The sequence below is a fragment of the Microbulbifer salipaludis genome (genome assembly GCF_017303155.1).
GTDB lineage: Bacteria > Pseudomonadota > Gammaproteobacteria > Pseudomonadales > Cellvibrionaceae > Microbulbifer > Microbulbifer salipaludis.
This window is the reverse complement of the sequence record NZ_JAEKJR010000002.1, coordinates 48031-69662: the sequence shown is the minus strand read 5'-3', so window position 1 is coordinate 69662 and position 21632 is coordinate 48031. Positions and strand designations below refer to the sequence as shown.

The following is a 21632-nucleotide window of genomic DNA, read 5'->3' as shown; positions in this document are numbered from 1 at the left end:
AGACACCCGGCAGGTGCGTGGCACAATCGACCGCGCCGGATCCGGCGACGCAGCGAGAACCTAGGGAACAGATTTTTTTAAATTGAAGGAGTGAACATGCAGGACAAACCCGTCGTATTCGTTGTGGTAGACCCGAACGATGACCGCCAAGTAGCCCTGGAGCGCGCACTGGCGACCGCCCGCGAGCGCAACCCACAGCCCAAGCTGGCCGTATTCGTTGCGGTGGATGGGGAAGCGGTCGACACCCGCGCGGTGAACGACCACCTGTTCCGCGACGAATTCTGGTTCCGTGACCAGATCCGTAAACCGATTGAAGAAGCGGGCGTGGAATTCGAGATTACCGTGTGCTGGTCCAGTGACTGGCAGGGCGCGATCATTCAGGAATCCAAGCGCTGCAACGCGGAAATGATCTACCTGCCGGTGCACGCGCGTACCAGCAGCCGCCGCTTCACCTTCGCCGAATCTAAGTGGCAGGTACTGAAGCAGGCAAAATGCCCGGTGGTACTGATCCGCCCGAATGCGAAAGACCGCCGCAAGGTGGTACTGGCCACGGTGAACTACCAGGCCAAGACCACTCAGCAACGCCAGCTCAACCGCCAGATCACCGAGCGCGCCGGCTATATTGCCGAGGTGTACGGTGCCGAGCTGCACCTGGTGAATGCCTTCCTGGACTCCATGCTGTACCCGGACCGCGGCGCACTGGCCAAGCTGGCACAGAAGACCGGCGTACCTACCGACCGCATCCACGTAAAGCAGGGCTATACCAACGAGGTCGTAGCCGAGATTGCCAAGGAAATTGATGCGGACCTGGTGGTAATGGGCACCCTCAACCAGTACGGCGAAACCGGCTCGCTACTGCGCGGCAACACCGCCGAGCGCGTCATTGGTTCGGTGGAAACCGATGTGATGGTGTGTAACGCGTTTACCAGCACCAAGTAATCACTTGCCAACGCTCACCGCCGCGTTCTGCGGCGGTGACGCTCTTCCCATCTTTTTACGCCATTGTTTATTCCACGCTACCGGAACGAAAACAGTGCGCGACGCACCGTGCCGTCATCCAGCTTGAGTAATAGCACCCGACAACTGCCGCTCCAGGACCTCTCGGTTTTCCAGTTGTACTGGTAGGTATCGTTGCCCGGACTGTAGTTGAGTGTGCTGCTGCCAGCGGTGAACGCCGTGTCCTCCAGCGTATTCACCGGCGCCCCGGACGAGCAGTTTGCGGTGGCGCTGAACAGCTGCCCGCCGAGGAGAATATCGAGGCCGTGATCGCCGGCCAGTCCAAATTTCACCGGTACCACTTGCCCAGCCTTGACCTGGTTGCTCACCGGCAGGGCATCAATGGGTTCGAGGAAACCGCTGAAGGCATAGTGCACGTCAAACGTGACCGCCGCCTCGCTGTGGTTACCGGCGATGTCCAGCGCGTCGTTGCAGGCTGCGGTAAAACGCCCAACGCCATTGCTGGTACCGCCACTCACCAGCGGAATCGCCTCACTGGCCACACCGGACAGGCTATCGCTGGTGGTACAGCCGTGGCTGGGCACCGAACCCAAGGTGTAAATATCGCCCATGCTGATCACGGTGACCGCAACGTCCGGCGGTGTTGTATCAATGGCGATGGGGCTGACCGTGGTCGCCGCATCATTATCTGCCCGATCCCGCGCAGCACCACTGGCACTCTGGTTCGCGCCTTCCTGATCCAGCAGCACCGGGGCCGAGCAGGTCTGCACACCGGAAAGGCTGTCGGCACAGGTAAACGACACTTGTACCGCGGCATTGTGCCAGCCCGCACTGTTCGCGAGAGGTTCTACCGCGCCCACGATCGACGGCGGTTCGCGGTCGATGCGAATGGGGCCCACCTCGATGGTGTCCGTGTTGCCGGCTAGATCGCGGGCGTCGCCACGGACGATGACGCCCTCACTGCCCGCCGGAAGCGAGGCCAGCAACTGGTCCGGTCCGCAGTCCGCCACGGGAACGCCGGAGCCCGCGATGCCGGTATCCGGGTCGACATCGTCACAGTAGAAGCGCACCGCAACCTCGGTATTGTTCCAGCCGAATTCATTGGCATCGGGAAGCGACTCCCCGGCGATCTGCGGCGCGACGGTATCAATCGAGATCGGCAAGCGGGTGCTCGCACTGCGATTGCCGGCCAGGTCCCGCGCGCTGAATTCCAGTCGGTTCACCCCTTCCGCGTCCAGCGCCACCATGACCTCCGCGGCGGCCGTTGATCCATCGAGCCGCACCGGCTCCCGCACCAGGTAGTCGATGGCGGCAAGCCCCGAGCCTTCATCCGTAGCCCGCAAGGTGACCTGCACCGGTTTGCTGCTGTGCCAGCCACTGGACTCTGCGGCGGGGGACACGTCCGCCGTCACCAGCGGCGGCATCGCGTCTTCCTTGTTGCACAGCCATTCCCTGGCGGGGTCTGGCTCACCACGGCTGATGGCTTCAGCCCGTTCCCACACCCGTACAAACGCCTCGGCGGAACAAAACAACTGATCCTCATAGTGGGCGTCGAGCCCAACCTGCCGCAGGTCGGCAATCAGATCCGGCAGCAGGCCGATGTGCGCCAGCCCATCCACGTTGTAGTCGTAACGCTTGAAGCCGGTTTGCTGCTGCGAGAATGTCCCGAAGCCCTCCAGCTCAAAGGGATACTGCACGGCGTTTCTGTCGACTTCCTGCCGCGCCCGTTCCTGCCCGTTGTCCGCCTCCCAGCCACCGCAGGCGTCGCTGCCAAAGCGCGGCCCAAGATGGCCGGCGATGCCATTGAAGTCGCTGCCCATGGCCACCGGCGCATCCATCACATCCACCGCATACTGCAGGGCCTGCCCCCAGGTCTTGGAGGAATAGCGGCAATTGTTGTGAATCACACCGCCGTGCTCCGGTGTGCTGTAAGCAAGATTGAAGCTGTCGCCGTAGGAGTCGGTGTCCTGCACATCGTCCTTGAGCATCGCGGCGATCATGCCGCCACTATCGCGGATTGCCTCAAGCTGTGCCCGTGTGCGCATGCGTTCGTGCCGCCCCTTGCCGCCATAAGTCCGGGGGAACAGATCAAAAAACTGCACATGGCTGGCGATGAGCGGGTAAGCCTCACCGGTAGTGGGAGAAAATGTGCGGCTCAGTCCGATCATATTGTCGATGGATTTATTCGACATATGGTCGATATCGATGAGGATGCCTTTTTCCATCAACAGGCGCATCAGCTCCGCCCCCTTGCCTACCTGGCCATCGGTGCCCAGTTGCAAGCCGCGCGCGTTGCACATGGCTTCGGCAACGGTCTGCGCGGGGTAATTCGGTAGCCCGGGGGCGGCGCCACCGAACCCGAGTAGATTCAACAGGGCACCAACAGCAGTATTGAGTTTGAAACCGTAGTCACCTTTGCCGACACCACAGTTCTCGACACTCCACCAGCGCTGCTCGACCACCGCCTGCCCAACGCCGATAGCGTCCTGCCAGGTGGCCGCCGCGCCGAAGGCGTTGTCGAAGTTGTGCACCGGAAAAACATGACGCACGCCCAGGTCATAAATCACCTGAACCGCTTCTTCCAGGGTGGTGGGTGTTTCCAATCCGGTAGCCTCGGCGGGCAAACCGAAGTCCGCCGGACAACCAGACTCCTTACAGTTGAACAGGTTGTCCACCTCGATACCGAGCATCACTGCCAGCTTGCCACTGCTAATCACCTGCCGCGCCTGCTCCGGGGTGGTGACAATACGGAACCAGCCCTCCCCGGCGCCGTTACCATTGATCACCCCGTCGGCGAGGTCATCGATAAACGCCTCAAATTTTTTCGCCGCCAGCAGCTGGTCAATGATCGGTCTCATGGAGTTTTCACAGGCGGCCCAGCGCCCAGCATCATTGGTGCTTTTGCACAGCGCCTCGTTGGTAACTGCCAGCATGGAAACCGCACGCAGGCCACCGCGCCAGGCGCGCTCCAGCCATACGTAATAAGCCTGCTGGTGGGTGGTACTGGTCCACTTGGGCCAGCCACTGAAATAGGGCGCGCCATATTGGGAGCGGGTGCCATCCTGGGTGCCATCGCCGATGGTATCGCGACCGAGACCGTGGTCAGAGTGCTCGTGTATGGCGAGATCCCCGTCGGGGGAAAGGGCGGTATTGATGTTGTAGGTTTGGTTGAGGGTAAAGTTACCGTTGGCATCCCGCGGTGCGGGCTCACCCACAAACACATTGCCGCCGTGGGCGGTGTCTGCCAGCAGGTGCAGATGCATATCCAGATAGCCCCGCATCACACTGCTGCTTTTAACCCCGGGGGGCCCCCAGCCCGTCGCCGGTTCGCTTGGGATAGCACCGGGGCTCGCTTTGACACAGGTACCAATGGACCTTTGCGCGGTAATGCCGTCGGTGCAGGTGGCATCACCACTGACCGCAATAAACTTGTCCGCCCAGCCGTCGATTTGCTGGATCAATCCGGATTCGCAGGGCAGACCGCCCTCGATCACACAGCAGGCGCGCTGACCTTCACCGCCACATCCGGCGGACCGCTCCTGTGCACAGGTGTGCTGCGACTTGCCTCCAAAAAAGGCGCCAAACGCCGAGCACCAGCAGTTTTCCCCCACACAACCATCCAGCGGCGCCAGGCTGCGGGAATCGCATACCCCGGAGACCTCACTGAATTCGCCGGCGCCGTTGCAACACCCCCGCTCACCGGCGCCGCCACAATTGGTGGGTTTAACGCAGGTGCCCGCAGGCAGGGGACCGAAAATAAAATCACAGGCACCGGGATACTCCCCCGCCGCCACCTCAATCAGTCCCGCGTCACAGGAGGGCAAACGCTCAAAGAAGCAACAGGCGCGTTCATTCACGCCCCCGCAGGAGGCCCAGCTAACACTGCTGCAAAGGCTGAGTAACAGGAAGAAAAACCACAGCAAGGTTCTGGGTACTGCACGATGATTGGCGACTCGATCCATGATCGCGGACTCCGGGGCGTGAGGTTTTGGTGATGGGACGTGGTGGCGCTCTCGACATTACTGCATTTCGCAGAATTTATTATTTGAAACGACGCGCACTGAAATTAGTGCACGGAGGGAGGGATTGCCACGGATAGTGGACGGGATAACGCCTTGCGTGCCACTTTTTCAGAATCAGAGAGACCAGCCGTGCTGTTCAACTCGTGAGCCCTTCCTTGCAATGATCTCCTCCCCGCCCTGGGATGAAGCCCTCTCGCGCAACACCTTGGATACTTACAGCCTACTCTTGGCGCGGAACTGCTACCCATGTATAAAAAAATCGCACAGGCGCTGCCCCTGCTGCTCGCCGCACAGCTACAGCCTGCGGCGGCAACCGCACCCGCCACTTCCACGGCACAACCCAATGTGCATGTCATGCCGGCGATTGCGATGCACACGCTGCCGCGTGAGCGCCACTACCGTGTCTACCTGCCCACCGATTACGCGCACAGCGATAAACGCTACCCGGTGCTGTATATGCACGACGGCCAGAACCTGTTTGACGACGCCACGTCTTATGTGGGCGAATGGGGCGTGGACGAAAGCCTCAATCAGTTAGCCGCGGACTGCGGCCTGGAAGCGATCGTGGTAGGCATTGATCATGGGGACCAGTTGCGTATGACCGAACTGAATCCCTACGACAATGCGCGTTTCGGCAAGGGCGAAGGCGATGCCTATGTGGATTTTCTGGTGCAGGAACTGAAGCCGCGCATCGATCGCGAATACCGCACACTGCCCGACCGCGAACACACACTGATCATGGGTAGCTCCATGGGCGGGCTGATTTCAAACCACGCGATTAACCGTTATCCGGAAGTTTTTGGCAGTGCCGGCCTTTTTTCGCCTTCTTACTGGATTGCCCCGCAAATATTTGCGGCCACCGAAGCCAATCCCGCACTAAAAGATACCCGAATTTATCTGGTGGCCGGAGGCAAGGAGGGCGAATCCATGACCCGCGGTTTTGTGCAGATGCAAACGCTCCTGCAGCAAAACGCCAGTGCCGATACTTGGCAGGCAAAACTCGACGCGGAAGGGGAGCACAATGAAGCCTTCTGGCAAGGCGAGTTTCCGCAGGCCATCCGCTGGATGCTGAACGCGCACTGCGATAAACAAGAAAAAGGGGCACCTTGAGTGCCCCAGTTTGAATAACCCCTGCCCAAAAGGCTACTTGCGGGAAAGAAATGCCTCGTGCGGAGGCAGCTGCTTTACCGTACCCTGAATCAGGGTCTTCAGGCTCTGCATCAGATCCGCCAATTGACCGTCGGTCAGCCCATCGGCGATGCCGTGGTAATCGGCTGGCACGATGCCCTGACCAATCATCACCTGCTGCCACGCGACTTCCGTAAACAGGTCATCGAAATCCCGGAATACCTTGCCGGAGCTGCGGAACAATTCCATCTTTTCCTTCAGGCTATCGGGCACCGGCATGTCTTCACAGGCGCGCCAGAAGTCGCTGTCGCGGCGCTGGTTGGCCTTGTAATGCAGAATAATGAAATCTCGAATGCGTTCCATTTCCACACGGGATTGGCGGTTGAACTCCGCCACTTCTTCGCCGCGAATACCGCGATGGGGGAAACACTTGATCAGCCGTGTGGCCGCGGACTGCACCAGGTGAATGGATGTGCTCTCCAGAGGCTCAAGGAATCCGCTGGCGAGCCCGAGGCTTACCACGTTCTTTTTCCACTGTTCACGCCGGTGGCCCGTTTTGAACGGGATAATCCGCGGCTCGGCGAGCGGCTCGCCGGGTAGATTCCCAAACAGCGCTTCGTGCGCCTGCTCGTCGCTCCAGTGGCTACTGGAATACACCAGACCATTGCCGGTGCGATGTTGCAGCGGAATCTGCCACTGCCAGCCACAGGCGTGGGCAATGGAGCGCGTGTACGGCGGAATACGCTCGCCGGAAGCGCTGGGTACCGCCATGGCGCGGTCGCAGGGCAGCCACTGGCTCCAGCTCTCGTACTCGCTACCCACGGCCTTGTCAATGAGCAGGCCGATGAATCCTGAGCAGTCCGCGAATAGATCCCCTGTGACAGCCTGGCCGCTCTCCAGCACCAGACTTTCCACAAAACCGCTCTCCGGGTTTTTCCGCACATCGGAGACCTTGCCCTCCACGCGCTTTACACCTTTTTCCTCGGCGTAACGGCGCAAAAACTTGGCATAAAGACCCGCGTCAAAATGGTACGCGTAGGAAATGCCCGGGAGGTTTGTATTGGGAATTTTTGCGATCGGGGAAAATGTATTCTGGACTGCGGCCTGGTAATTCAGTGAATAATCCCAGTAGCTGTCGCGACCGCCCTGCTGGCAATGGCGCACCCAGAAGTGATGAAAATCGCAAAAAGGAAAATTCTTGCCGACGTTTCCGAAGGCGTGCATGTAGCTTTCGCCAGGCTGCGACCAGCCCTCAAACTGTATCCCCAGCTTGATACTGCCATTGGTTTCGCGCAGGAATTCTTTTTCATCCAGGCCCAGGGCCTGGTTGAAATTGATGATCGGGGGAATGGTGGCTTCGCCAACGCCCACCGTGCCGATCTGCTCCGACTCCACCAGCGTGATCTGAACGGTCTTGCCCAGCACCTTGGCCATCAGTGCGGCGGTCATCCAGCCGGCAGTACCGCCGCCGAGAATAACCAGGTTTTTTATTATTGTATTTTGCAATTTAGATACCTCTGCCTATCAATGCACGAAACGCTGACACCTGTATTTATAGTCTTATCGGAGAAATAAAAAAGCCCCTGTAACCGAGATTACAAGGGCTTTTTTCTACTCCGTTAGGATTACAGCTTGTAGCTGAAGCCCATCAGGTAGGTCTTACCATAGTTTTGGTAATCCTGAATGGTGGCACCGTTCTTGGTAACGAACGGCTCATTGGTCAAGTTCTGGCCCTGCAGGAATACAGACAGCCCCTCCAGACCACCGATACCGGACTCAGCGAAATCGTATCCGATCTGCGCATCAACCAGCGTCTCACCGACAACATTACGCTGTTGAGCGTCGAAGCCAATGCCGTACACCTCGCCCTTGAAGTCAGCGCGCTTGCGCATGCTAGCACGAGCGGAGAAGCCATAGTTCTCGTAGTACGCGGTCATAGACTGGATGCTATCAGACAAGCCCGGCAGCTCGTAGTCGTTGCCATTCGGATCCTGAATGTCGGAACTTACGCCAGTGTGGCTGGCGATCAGACCGAAGCCATCCAGATTTTCGTTGAACACATGGAACGGCAGAGAAACGGATAACTCGTAGCCCTGCAGAGTACCGCCACCGCCATTCACGGTACCGGAACCAAGGGCAATCGGGTTGGCGGGCACTTCGCCACTTACCGGGTCGGTGACACCGGTCAGATCAACCAAGTAGTTGCCGCCAAAAGTCCACTGGCTAAGGTCTTTCCAGAACAGCGCCACAGAGAAGTAGCCGTCTTCGACGAAGTAGTTCTCATAGGACAGATCGACACCAATCGCCTCTTTCGGCTCCAGCATGGGGTTACCGCCGCTGATGCTCCAGTTATAACCTTCTTGGTTAACCTGCTCGCTGTAGGACACACTCAGAGAGGCGTTCATCTCGTCCATGCGTGCACGGGAGATGGTCTTGGCCGCGCCGAAGCGAACGGTTTGCTGGTCGTCGAGCGCCAGCGCCATGTTCAGGCTCGGCAGCAGGTGGCTATAGTCGTGGGACAGGTCGGTGGGTACCGTTTGAATAATGCCATTGGCATCCGGGCTGCCCGCCGCGCCAGCGGACTGCAGTTCGGTGTAGACATAGCGCAGGCCGGCGTTACCGGTCAGAGCTAAACCAGCCACCTCGGTCTCAAACTCAGCCTGAGCAAATGCTGCAGTAACCTTCTCGTTTACTGACCAAGACTTTGTCAGATGGCTGCTATTAGTCAGAGACTCCTGCAGCAGAGTGTAGTAGCCGTCGGCCAGCAGAGCGGCAGAGTCATAGGCAATCATGTCACCCATGCCGATAAAGTCGAGAGACGCAGTACCCAAACGGTACTTATCCGGCACTACGACGGTACTCGGGAAGTCGGTCAGTGTCAGGAAGTAACCTTCGGAGCGCTTGGTCTTCTCACGGTCGCGGTAGGATACGCCATAAGAAATTTCGTTGACGATGCCCACTTCCACCATCTGGGTCGCAGCCAGCTTCAGTGAGGTCAGCTCATCGTCGATCTCCGGAGCATTGATAAAGCCATCCTGACCAGTGTTTGCAAGCTCAGTTCCGGTAATACCCAAGCTATCGTTCAATGCGGCGCTGCCACCCCAGGACAACGGGCCACCCAACTGGATGATGTCCCAATCACTGTAATCGATACCGGACTCGAACATCGCGCCGGCGGCACCGGAGCCCAGCGTAAAGCTCAGCTCGTCATTGATGCCCTGCGAGCTGCCACGGCCGGTGCCAGCGTAGCTCTCGTAACTCCAGATCTGACGCTCTACCGCGGAGTGACTGACGTCGAACTCCAACTGCAGGGTTTCGCTAGCGTCAAACTTGGTATTGAAACCAAAAGAGCTCAGCTCAGCTTCGCGAGTTTCGAGGTCGTTACGCACCACCAGGTGCTCACCTTCAGTGGTACCGCTGGTGTAGTAACCGTTCTCAACTTCACCCATTGAAGTAATGCTGGCTGTCGAGGATTGCCCCCAGCCATACGGAATTTCGATTCCACGTAGAATTTTTTCATCGACGAAATCCACGTACAGCGCGTCGAAGGTCATATTCAGGCGCTCTGTAGGCTGTGCTTCCACCACCAGCATGGCGCTGTCGCGATCCAGTACAGAGGAGCGTACGAACGGTTTGGCACCACCGAGAAACAGGTTGCCATCAGTGTCGAGATAATCGAGGTAACCCCAGGCGTTCCAGCGCTCTTCCTGATTTGGAGAGCTCATGGTGCTGTAGGCAAAGGCCACACCAACGGTGTCATCCGCGAACTGGTCGACGTAAGAGAAGGTAGCGCGCTGCCCCTGATCTTCACCGTCCGGATTCAGCTTGTCGAAGCTGGTCATTTCCATCTGGCCGTTAAACTGCACAACGCGCTCACCGCGCTCCAGCGGGCTGATGGTCTGCATGTCGATAACACCGGCGATGCCTTCCGCTTCCAGATCGGCGGTCGGGGTCTTGTGCACGGTAACAGCGCTCATGATCTCGGACGGGTACAGGTCGAATTCCACACCGCGGTTATCACTGATGGAAACCTGCTCACGACCATTAAAGGTGGTAGCACTTTCGTTTTCACCAAAACCACGAATGGTCACGCGGCTGGCACGGCCGTCGAGGCGCTGGGCAGCCAGACCGGGCAGACGAGCGAGGGATTCAGCGATAGAGGAGTCAGGCAGCTTGCCGATGTCTTCGGCAGAGATGGCTTCTACTACACCCTTGGCGTCACGCTTGGTACCGATAGAGTCCATAACACTCTTGCGGAAACCGGTAACGGTAATTTCTTCCAGCTCGGTATTGCCCTCTTCCTGGGCAAAGGCAGCACCGGAAACAGTGGACGCGGCAATGGCTGCGGAAAGCAGTGCCGGTCGGAAACGTTTGTTCGTCAGACTCATCATCTTCTCCCTTGGACTTATCGTTATGGTGAGTACTGCCATCCTAGGCCTACCCGAAGTCCATATCCTCCACCCCCAGGGGGGGAGGAGGAGGGAGAAATTGGGGCCGGCAGAGGAGTAGAGGAGGTAACGGAGCCGGCCCCGGTCACCATTGCGGGGCGATTATACGGAATGAACAAATATTGTTCAGCCCTGAGGAGAGGTTTTATCGAGGGAGAACGCGGCGGTCAGCTTTCCAGGAACGCGGCCGCACCAATCAGGGCCGGATAGCCGGCTTTCAGCACCTCCACACGCACGCCCTGCAGCCACTCGCCCAGGCAGCCTTTGGTGATAAAGCGCTGTTCAAACTGGCTTTCCGGCAACAGGGATTCGATCCGCGGCAGCACGCCGCCGCCAAGGAACACACCACCGCGGGCCACATAGTAGAGCGCGGCATCGCCGGCAGCGCTGCCGAGGAAATTGAGGAAATCGATCAGGGTTTCCCGGCACAGGGGGTCGGAGCCATCCAGGCCGCGGCCACTCACGTCCGGCGGCGTCAGCGCTTCCGCCGAGCGACCGTGCAGGGCACAGACGGCGCGATACAGATTCACCAGACCGCCACCGCTCAGTACATATTCGTTGTACACCGGCATCTGCTCGCGGGCCAGAATACGCAACAGCTCCAGTTCGCGCTCGCTACCGGCAGACAGGTTGGCGTGGCCACCCTCTCCAGGCACCACGCTGTAGCGGCCGCCGTCGCTCACCAGTGCGGCAACACCGAGGCCAGTGCCCGGGCCAAGCACCACCATGGGGCCGCCTTTTTGCGCGGGCACATCCCGCAGCGCCCACTTGTCTTCTTGTGGCAGGCGCGGCAAGGACAGTGCAAGCGCGGCAAAATCATTCACCACAAGGGCGCGGTCGAGCGAGAAGCGCGCACAGAGCTCTTCAGCGCGAATGTCCCAGCCCAGATTGGTCATGGTCACGCGACCGCCCTCGGGCGTTTTCTCCACCGGCCCCGCTACCGCTACGCATGCGTCCTTGGGGGCGGCCTGATCCAGCCCTTCCAGCCATTGGCCCATCGCGGAATAGAAGTCGCCAAACTTGGCGCAATTCACCACATGGATGGCCTCCAGTCGGTAGCCTCCCTGATGTGGGTGAGCGATAGCGAAGCGGGCATTGGTGCCGCCGATGTCCGCAACGATTCTGGTCATGGCACTTTCCTTAAATATTCCTTAATCCCCGCCTGACGCACTTTCCAGCGCACGGGTTTGAATTTTAGCCCGCCGCGCGGCGCGGCGCCGGCTGACAGAGAGCGGCAGCCGTATAACACACCATCCAGCGTGAACAGCGCGGGCCCAGCCCAAAAAAGGCGCTATAAGGTAATGATTCGCCGACAAAAACTCCAGCCCTTCCTTTAGGGGGAGATACAAATATGGGGGAACGAGGCGTCTACAGTATTCTGGAGCATTCTGGGCAAGCCACACTGAACTGGTGTTTGGTTCCGCTGGACACGGGAGGAGACTGGGCGTCGGCAAAGCCGGGGAAAGAGAAAAAACACCGGCAGGTGTCCCTGCCGGTCTTACCAAGCGAGAAAGGACGACGAGAAAGCCCTTTCAGCGGAAGAAGAGAGATGAATACGAGCTTCCCTGTATCACTGTGCCACGGCATCGGATGCACTGCGCCGGGGCACCGTGAACCAGAGACCCGGAAGCCAGTGTGCGCCACCCTGCACAAAGCGTCGCCCCACTTTCCTAATCGCCACAAACTGGGGCAGTCCACTTTGCGTATTCAGGGACATGGGATGCCGCTGGGGCGCCGGCATGGCCGGGACGCGCTCCTACCGCAGCGGGAATTCTCATATACTCCCTACCCTACAAGACCAATAAAAAATAACAGCGACCATGTCCGACCGGCGATGACTCAATGAAAGAATACATATTCAATATCCACGATGTAGTCCTGCTGATGACTGCCGCCGAGTGCCTGCTGCTGGCCGTGTTCCAGTCGATACTCCCCACCCGAGCCCGGCACGACGGCCGCCTGCTCACCGCGTTCCTGCTGATTATTGCGGTGGCTTCGAGCTGCACGCTGATCCTGTGGAACGACCAGTTCGCCCTCGCCCCCTGGTTTGAGCAAACACTGCTGCCGTATCTGCTGTTTGCCGCCCTGCTGCTGAAGGGGCCGGCGATCTATCTGTACGTCTGCTCGCTGACCCGGCAAAAGCTGGCCTTCAATCCCAGGATGGCGGTGCACCTGCTGCCGGCCCTCGCCATCCTGTTGTGCCTTGCCATCTTCGGTATTTCCAGCAACGATCTGCGCCTCGCTTCGGATACAACCAGTACATCGCCGTCCCTGGTCATCGAGCTGATCTGGGATCTGGCCTCGCTGGTGCCGTTTATTTACGCAGTTGCCGCCCTGCTGCAGATTCGCCGCTATCGCCACGCACTGAAAGATGAATACTCGCACTTTTCGGAAGTGGAGCTGGACTGGCTCTCGGCCCTGGCCTGGGGGGTGTGCATCGCCTGGGCATGGACCATGGTGGTGCATGTGGTGGCCAAATTTTCCAGCGAGAACGTCGCCGACTACATGGGTATTGCCGACAACTACCTGTCATTTATCCTGATCAACGCGTTTTTTGCCTACAGCCTGACCTACGCGCACCAGTTGCTGGCGACCCAACCCAAGGAAGAGCCCCGCGAACCCGCGTCCGAGCCCGAGGAACCCACGGAGCCCGCCATCGAGAAGGTGCGCAGCGCCATGGAAAACGACCGCATCTTCCTCAAAAAGAACCTCAACCTGGAACAGTTTTCCGAGCGCATCGACCTGCCCGCAAAGGAAGTGTCAGCGGTGATCAACAAGCACTTCGGCACCAACTTCTTTGAATTCGTCAACAGCTACCGGGTAGAAGCCGCCAAGGCGTTGCTGGCCGATCCGCAGAATGCGGATATGACGGTGCTGGATGTGTTGCTGGAATCCGGGTTCAACAGCAAGTCCGCCTTCCACCGCTTCTTTAGCCGTCTGGTGGGCATGTCACCCACGGAGTTTCGCAAGCAGGCTATGGCCAAGGGCCCGGCGGAACCCTAAACACTGCCGCGGCATCCCGCCGCTCCCCACAAGCAGGGCAAACTGCCGCGATGTTCCGTCCGGCATAAAAAAAGCACCGACTGGGTCGGTGCTTTTTTGTTGCTCACAGGTATTACTCACCGCCCAACGTCGGCGGCATTACCCGCAATGGATATCGGCCTTCGCATCGGCGGCGACATGGATGTTGTGTACGGTCATATCCAGCGCACCAGCGGTACGTACATAGAAGGGCGACAGCACCATGTCCATTTTCACCCCGTCAGTCGCCAGACACTGCAGGTCCACCGCCACGGTTTTCCACTCGCCGGCGGTCATGCCGCTGAGGACTTCGGTAATCGCTTGCTCTGCCCCGCAGTCCATACCGCAGTTGATACCGATATTCACCGCATCACTGGGCGCGCGGTCGATCTTCACATCAAATACCAGCGCCCCACCGTTGGCCGCATAGCGGGACAGGTCGGTGCGACTGTTGGCGAAGAAACCAACGGTGGCATCGCCCTCACCAGTCCACTGCAGACGGCGGCTGTCTTCCTGCACATTGCGGTCCACCGATTTGACGCTGATACCGTTCAGTTTGGTCACACTGCTGGAGATGACCGACTGATGGTTAGCCGCATCCACCACCTGAAAGTGCCAGGGGTCGAGCGCACGGCCGTTAAAGATCGCCAGGGACTCGCGGCCTTCCGCCTGCTGCAGTCCGCTCTCTTCGGAAAGCGCGGCCATTTGCACGCTATCGCTGTAGCTGAGGCCGTAACCGTACTGGAACAGCGCCTGGGCTTCGTTTTCACCGCGGTTGCGCACCACCGGGGTGGCATCATCCGGCCAGGAGAAGGTCAGTTTGCCGGTGAAGTCGTACTGCACGTTACCCTGCGCATCGCGGAAAATGACGTCCGCCACACCCGCGCCTTCGGTACCCGGCTGCCAGATCACGGCAAAGGCATCACTCGCATTGAGCTGCGGATTGACCCACAGCGGGCGGCCGGTAATGAACAGTCCCACCACCGGGATACCCTGCGCACGCAGGCGCTGCATCAGGGCCAGGTCTTGCTCGCCCTGGTAGCGAAGATTGGAAACATCGCCCTGCATTTCTGCGTAAGGATCTTCTCCGAACACCACGATGGCCACATCCGGCTTTGTGGCAAAGCTGCCGTCTGTCGACAACTGAACACTGCCGCCCGCGCTTTCCACCGCTTCTGCGATACCACCGTACACCGAGGTGGCGCCGGGGAAATCGGCATTCTGGTTGCCGGTGCCCTGCCAGGTCACGCTCCAGCCGCCGGACTGCTTGCCGATGTTGTCGGCACCGTCACCGGTCACCAGCACCTTCTGGTTCCGCGCCAGGGGCAGCAGTCCATCGTTGTTCTTCAGCAGCACCAGGGACTCGCGCACCGCCTGGCGGGCGATGGCGCGATGCTCCGGCGCACCGATCAGGGATTCGTCACCGGCATAAGCGCGCTCGGAAGGCGCACCGGCGTCAAACAGGCCAGCGCGCAGCTTCACACGCAGGATGCGTCGCACCGCATCGTTCAGGCGCTCGGCTGAGATCTCACCACTTTTGGCCTGCGCAACCGTATTGGCGAACAGCTCTTTCCAGCTGGGGTCCGGCGCCATGAACATATCCAGGCCGGCATTGATGGACTGCGGGCAGCTCACATTGCTACAACCATTCACAAACTGGTGACCAGCCCAGTCACCGATGATGAATCCATCAAAGCCCAGCTGCTGCTTCAGCACATCGGTCATCAGATACTTGTGACCGTGCATTTTTTTGCCGTTCCAGCTGCTGAAGGACGCCATCACCGTCTGCACGCCGGACTCGATCGCAGAGAAGTAACCCTGCGCGTGGATATCCATCAGCTCCTGCTCGCTGAGCATGGCATCACCACGGTCGATACCATTTTCGGTACCGCCATCGGCGAGGAAGTGCTTGGCCGTACTGACCACATACTTGCCGCGCAGCAGGTCACCACTGCCCGGGGTGCCCTGCAGCCCTTCCACCAGTTCACCGGCGTAGTCGCGTACCACTTCGGGGTCTTCGGAGTAGGATTCGTAACTGCGGCCCCAGCGATCATCGCGGGTCACGGCGAGGGTGGGGGCAAACACCCAATCGATTCCGGTGGCGGACACCTCGGCGGCGGTCACTTCACCAATCTTGCGCATCAGCTCAGGATTGTGCGTGGCCCCGAGGGCAATATTGTGCGGAAACAGGGTCGCGCCGATCACGTTGTTGTGGCCGTGTACCGCGTCGGTACCCCAGATCATGGGAATCGCCACACCGCCGTCGCTGGTATCCATGGAAGCGTGGTAATAACGATCCGCCAAGGCCACCCAGTCGGCGACACTGGCATGCTTGTTGTTGTCGGGGAAGGAACCACCACCGTTGAGAATGGAGCCAATGTGGTACTCCCGGACCTCTTCCGGTGTGGCCGTACGAATTTCCACCTGGATCATCTGACCCACTTTCTCTTCCACGCTCATCTGCGCCAGCAATGCGTCGATGCGTGATTCAATCGCGGGATCTTTGGCAATCCCCGAAGTCAGTGCCGGCCAGCTGGGATGCTCCGACTCGGCCTGTTGGCCCACTGCCTGATCCCCCGCCTGGTCCGCGCAGCCGAGTAGACCACCTCCGACAACCAGAGCCGAAATGACCCCCAGTAACATTCGCTTCTTAAACACCATACACCCCCGATCCCGCTATAAACTTTTATTAATGCTATGACTTAACGCGGCCAAACGGTCACACACAATGTGCCCGAGCCTGTTTTTCTCAGGGTTTGTTTTACCGGAGCGGCCAGAGGGGTTCGTCCCACTTTCATCCCCGCCGTCAAAGTGACCCGGGCCACCTTGCACTGCGGGCAGTGCCGTGAAATGGGACGAGAAATGCCACGCCGGCACCGGCCCTAGACACTGGCCACCAGCACCAGCAACCGATACCAAAAAGTGTTTGTGATCGACCCAGTTTGTTACAAAGACACTCCGGGCGGCCCTGTAAGCGTCACCCACCTGAGTGAAACACCGCACGCGCGGGGGTATTGGCGAGCCTGCGGCGCTTCAGGGAATGTACAATGACTAATCGCACGCTAAAGTAACCAGCCTATAAGAACCATAAATTTCACCGGCGACGCGCTTATGACCTACTTTCTGTTCAATATTCACGATGTCGTTCTATTAATGACGACCGCGGAATGCCTGCTGCTGGCTATTTTCCAGTCCGCATTGCCCACGCGCTCCCGCCACGACGGTCGGTTGCTGACCGCGTTTCTGATCATCGTGGCCCTGGCTTCCGCATGCACACTCGTGCTCTGGAGCGACCAGTTCAGGTCCGCGCCCTGGGGCCAGCAAAGCCTGATTCCATACCTGCTGTTTACCGCTCTGCTACTCAAGGGCCCGGCAATTTATTGCTACATATGCGCCCTGACTCGGCAAAATTTCTCACTGTCTCCGCATATGGCACTGCATGCTGTCCCTGCGGTTCTGGCGATCGCCTGCATCGCAGTGTTCGATATCTCCAGCAGTGATCTACGCCATTCCACGGCCCCCGGGGAAATGCCGCCTGCCGGTGCGATTGCATTTGTGTGGGATCTCGCTTCCGTAACACCCTTCGCTTACGCCCTGGCGGCGCTTCGCCAGGTCCGCCGCTATCGCCGCGAATTAAACAACGAATACTCCCACTACTCCGAGGTGGAACTGAACTGGTTAATGGTGCCGGTATGGGGTGTCTGCATCGCCTGGGCTTGGACGGCAACCGTGCACATTGTGGCAAAGTTCACCAGCGACTACATCGCCGATTACATGGGCATCGTTGATATTTATGTTTCGTTTGTCCTGGTCAACGCCTTTTTTGCCTACAACGTGACGTATGCGCAGCATTTACTCGCTACCAGACCTGAGACCGCGAGTAGAAAGGCCGCCCCGGAAGAGGATGAGCCTTCGAAGCTTTCCATTGAGAAAGTACTAAACGGGATGGAACGTGAAAGGTTTTACCTGAAAAGCAATATAAACATAGAGCAATTTTCTGAAAAAATTGGCCTCCCAGTAAAGGAGGTTTCAACCGTCATCAACAAGCACTTCGGCACCAACTTTTTTGAGTACGTAAACAGCTACCGTATCGAGACCGCCAAAACCCTGCTGGCCGATCCGGCGAATAGCCACATGACGGTATTGGATGTTTTGCTCGAATCCGGTTTCAACAGCAAGTCGGCCTTCCATCGTTTTTTCAATCGTCTGGTCGGCATGTCGCCGACTGAATTTCGAAAAAAGGCCCTGTCAGCAAACCCACAGGCGCAGACACCCTGAGGCTGATGACGAGGGAGCTGATCGATTGCCAGTCACCTCCCTCACTCATCTCCCTAATGCACGTCCCTAACTCACCCGCCTCGCTCACCGCCCTTGCCGTACGGCAACCGCGCGTACAACCGACGCCTTATGGATACGTGGCCCCCTGCCAGGGTGAATCAACGGCACAGGCACAGCCAGGGTCCCAATAGGTCAAGTAAAAATCGACCGTGTCGCCGCTTGCCAGCCCATTGATCGCATAGTGGCTGCGCTCCCCGCTCTGCGTCATACGCACGTTTAGCTGTTGCCCGCCATTCACCCGATAATGAGCGTCGGCCCAGGCCGTGTTCTCAGCAAACAGCTCCATTACGCCACCGCCAAGTATGTTGGCGCCATAGGGCGCCTCGTTTGCCAGAGGGCAACCGCTGCTGTCCACCTCGGTGCCGGCAACGGTGCCGGGGCACTGATCATTGTCATCAGCAACGCCATCGGCGTCACTGTCGGGCCGCGGATCAACGGGATCGTCAGGACCGGGGGAGACCGCCGCATAGGTGAACGTGACCGGCTCGCTATCAACGACGCACGCGCATTCGCCATCAAGATAGGTAAAGAACACGGACACCTGGTCACCCTCGGAAAGCCCCTCCAATACCCACTCGTTACGAATACCAGTCTGCTGCATACGAACATTCAGCTGCGCACCGGCATTGATGCGGTAATGGGCGTCGGCCCAACCGGTTGTATTAAGAAACAGTATGCCCTGCCCCTCGCCTGCTTCTGCCAGCCCCCACAGCACTGGCTCAACAACGCAGCCGGTGGCATCCACGCTGGCACCACTCGCGGTGCCCGGGCACAGGTCCTGGCTGTCGGGTACACCATCGCTATCGCTATCTACCTCGGGTTCCGGGTAGGTAATTTCACAACCGGTGGCGTCAACCTCAATACCAGGATCAGAACCCGGGCAGAGATCGACTGCATCGGGTATCCCATCACCATCGTCGTCGAGAATTGCACAACCCTCCACATCCACTATTTGCCCTTCCGGTGTCGCACCACACAAATCGTTATTATCCGCTACGCCATCACCGTCACTGTCCGGGCACCCTTGCGTATTCACCGGACTTTCCGCGGGCGTGAGGGGGCAGAGGTCAAGATTATCGAATACCCCATCACCGTCGGTGTCCGGGCAGCCAGCGACATTTACCGGGGTGCCGGCAGCAGTCATCGGGCACAGGTCGTCACGGTCGCGCACGCCATCTGCATCGCTGTCGGCGGGTGGCGTTATATCCACAGGACTACCCGGACCCTGACCAAGAGCGCGTGGCGGCACTTCGACAAGCCCCATACCGTCACTGAATTTCAGGGTGCGCGGTGTATCGCTCGCGTTATAGGCGACATAAGTTCGAGTGCCATTTTTATTCAATACAAAACCAAGCACATGTTCCACCGGCCTGACGGAAAAGTCTGGCAGGCCATAGTCATCCAGCATTTTTATGTGTTGGTAGGTGTGCGCGCGGGACTCGCCAAATTCGATACCCAAAGCGGGATCGACGCCATTGATCGGATCCTCATCCACGTTTATGGATTTCCAGGTATCCAGCGCAAACTGCGGATTCACAAACGCGATGTACTTACTGGTGATATCTTGCCAACGGTCTCGCACCAGCGTCTTGTCAAAAATCCCGTTGTCACCATCCCAGCGCGCGTACTCTGCCCAGATAGCATCGTAGTTGCGCTGTACAAACTCCCGGTCGCGCCCCAGATACATGGATGCGCCGGTGATCGGCAGCATATTGATGCCGTGCGTCTGAATCGGATCCTCGGTCCACCAGGTAGAGTGGTCGTAGCCACCGCCCCACAAGCGTGACACCTCTTCATTGGGGTAGTCTGGATGACCGATATCACCATACAGGTTGAACCAGTAGGTGTTCGCCGCCTCTACTTCGTGGACATACAGGTAAATACCGAGATCGCGCACGGTGCGATCACCGACCGCCTCCCCCCACAGGATCAGGCCGGCCCAGGCATTGATGGCCTCTGAAGACGCCTCATTGTTGTTACCTTCCGGATAAAAGCCATCTTCCACATACGGTACGACTCCGGACGCCCAGGAGTGCCCCTCGTAGGGATCGAAATTGCGCAGAAATGGATAGCGGCTACTGTTGCGGTCTGTGTTGGCAATATCACCAATTAACTCATAGACCATGCCGCCCCAGTTTTCGGTTGCCGCCCAGCCGGGTTCGCGCAACGCAATTTGTGCGGCAGCGTTGATCCAATAGCCGTAGTGGAAGTGGTGATCGTTCAGGTCCGTATCGGTGTCGTAACTGGATGGGTAGCCGATCAAGGTGCCCCACTGGGCGTTGTAGTAAAAGTAGTTATCCGGGTTTGGCTTGCCAGCATTAAACCAGTATTCGAGCTGTCCTTTTAACGCATCGAACATGGTACCGGTAATTTCCGCAAGCTCCGGATTTGCGTCATCAAGCTGGTCGGAAATCGCCACCAGACCAGAGAGGCGGTTCAGGTTTTTACCCATCCAGTAGGTGTCATAGCCGGTATTGGCCCCATCCACACCCGGCTGGATAAACTTGGGGGTTAAGCCATATCCGTAGCCGTAGTAATCCGTCAGGTGACCCGTGAGTGTATCTATCCCTTCGCTGGTAGCAAGTCGCGGCAATTCCGGCAGGATGCCGTGATAAGGCATGCTCGTACTGAACTCGCTCGCCGCCACCAGCTTCATCTGCCCACGAATACTGTCAAACTCCGGTGCCGCGTAATGTTCACTGGCATGGCGCCACTGGTGCGGCAACAGGGCGAAGACGGTACCGGCCGCGGTACTTTCTGCCTGATTTTGCGTCGTTACCGAGTAGGTGGTCCGCAAGCGGCCGTCACTTTCGTCATACACCCAGCTCACTTGGGTATCGGTAACCACGTTATATGCGCGGCTTTTAAACAGCGCCCAGGTTGCTGCACTGTCGTCGGGCAACCCGGCAACGGTCAGGTAGCTTCGTCCGGCTGGCAGGCTCAACTGCAGGCTGGAACCATTCCAGGTATACGTGGCACCGTCCGGAAGAAATACACCGTAATAATTGAATTGATTATCTACCGGGTCCAGCAGACGCAACTTCAATGCGTTACCTTCATCCAGCATAAGTTCGCGCTGGGTGCCTCGTAGTAGTTCGATCACGGGCTGCGTGTTTGTGAAACTGAAATAGGCATAGGGCAGGCCATGCCCGATCGTCACCGCCATCGCCCTGCTGTCTGTGGCCATTACGATATCGTAGGTCCAATCCGTAACGCGATCGACACGCGCATCCTGTGGTTGGAAATTATTACCCTGGATCAACAGGTCTACATGTTCACCATGGGTACGTCGCACCGAGGTTTCCCCCATGGTATCTACTGGGCCTATGGTCACCGGCGGCATTGAAACTTCAAACCCATCGGCGGTTGCTCGGTAGGCTAACGGATGTGCGTGCAGCGCCTTGGAGTAGCGATCGACAATCAGCGAACTGGCCCAGTCGTTACTGGGGATCGGGCCGGAAAAATTGTCTGTGAGATAAACTTGTGTGGGTGGGCTGCGGTCTGCCCGATCTCCTTCGACCCAGTTGAAAAACTGCGACCCCACCCTTTCATGGCTGATAGAGCCGGCACCGACCTGTTCGATTTCCCAGTCCTGGGCTGAGAGGTGTGTACTTATGCTTAAAAAACATAGCGAAACGACGCTAAAGATGACGTTCCAACTTTGCCTGAGCAAAGCTATCGAATTTGAGTAGATTTCCATTTTTCGCTTATCCATTAT

General features: G+C 58.5%; 10 protein-coding genes. 4 read left to right on the top strand and 6 right to left on the bottom strand.

Translation table 11 applies throughout. The features are described 5' to 3' along the window. The first annotated feature begins 96 nt into the window (after positions 1 to 96). Positions 97 to 939, top strand: a complete 843-nt coding sequence (locus JF535_RS05985) for a universal stress protein (protein WP_066967439.1) — start codon at positions 97 to 99, stop codon at positions 937 to 939. Positions 940 to 1016: 77 nt separating this feature from the next. Here JF535_RS05985 and JF535_RS05980 read toward each other — a convergent pair whose 3' ends face one another. Continuing rightward, positions 1017 to 4919, bottom strand: a complete 3903-nt coding sequence (locus tag JF535_RS05980) for a PxKF domain-containing protein (protein ID WP_207000348.1) — start codon at positions 4917 to 4919, stop codon at positions 1017 to 1019. Positions 4920 to 5225: 306 nt separating this feature from the next. Between JF535_RS05980 and JF535_RS05975 the strand changes: the two genes are divergently transcribed. Then, positions 5226 to 6089, top strand: coding sequence for an alpha/beta hydrolase (locus tag JF535_RS05975; RefSeq protein WP_207000346.1), 864 nt, complete (start codon positions 5226 to 5228; stop codon positions 6087 to 6089). A gap of 33 nt (positions 6090 to 6122) precedes the next feature. Here JF535_RS05975 and JF535_RS05970 read toward each other — a convergent pair whose 3' ends face one another. The 3 genes from JF535_RS05970 to JF535_RS05960 form a co-directional block, all read right to left on the bottom strand. Continuing rightward, on the bottom strand, positions 6123 to 7613 hold the full coding sequence (locus JF535_RS05970; RefSeq protein WP_207000344.1) for a tryptophan halogenase family protein: 1491 nt from the start codon (positions 7611 to 7613) through the stop codon (positions 6123 to 6125). Between the two features lie 119 nt (positions 7614 to 7732). Continuing rightward, positions 7733 to 10498 (bottom strand): TonB-dependent receptor, encoded by a 2766-nt coding sequence (locus JF535_RS05965; RefSeq protein ID WP_242523729.1) that lies wholly within the window; start codon positions 10496 to 10498, stop codon positions 7733 to 7735. Between the two features lie 224 nt (positions 10499 to 10722). Beyond that, positions 10723 to 11685 carry a glucokinase gene (locus JF535_RS05960; protein WP_207000342.1) on the bottom strand — a complete coding sequence of 321 codons (963 nt, stop codon included), beginning with the start codon at positions 11683 to 11685 and terminating at the stop codon, positions 10723 to 10725. 712 nt (positions 11686 to 12397) lie between these two features. On the opposite strand from JF535_RS05960, the gene JF535_RS05955 reads away from it, so the two are divergent. Then, positions 12398 to 13558, top strand: a complete 1161-nt coding sequence (locus tag JF535_RS05955) for a helix-turn-helix domain-containing protein (protein ID WP_207000340.1) — start codon at positions 12398 to 12400, stop codon at positions 13556 to 13558. Positions 13559 to 13696: 138 nt separating this feature from the next. On the opposite strand, the gene JF535_RS05950 is transcribed toward JF535_RS05955, so the two are convergent. Then, positions 13697 to 16237 (bottom strand): glycoside hydrolase family 3 protein, encoded by a 2541-nt coding sequence (locus JF535_RS05950; RefSeq protein WP_207000338.1) that lies wholly within the window; start codon positions 16235 to 16237, stop codon positions 13697 to 13699. A gap of 450 nt (positions 16238 to 16687) precedes the next feature. Between JF535_RS05950 and JF535_RS05945 the strand changes: the two genes are divergently transcribed. After that, the gene (locus tag JF535_RS05945; protein ID WP_207000336.1) at positions 16688 to 17854 is read left to right on the top strand and encodes a helix-turn-helix domain-containing protein; all 1167 of its coding nucleotides are present in this window, start codon (positions 16688 to 16690) and stop codon (positions 17852 to 17854) included. Between the two features lie 127 nt (positions 17855 to 17981). On the opposite strand, the gene JF535_RS05940 is transcribed toward JF535_RS05945, so the two are convergent. Further along, entirely contained in the window at positions 17982 to 21458 is a 3477-nt protein-coding gene (locus JF535_RS05940) for a glycosyl hydrolase (protein WP_207000334.1), read from the bottom strand. Positions 21459 to 21632 lie beyond the last annotated feature (174 nt).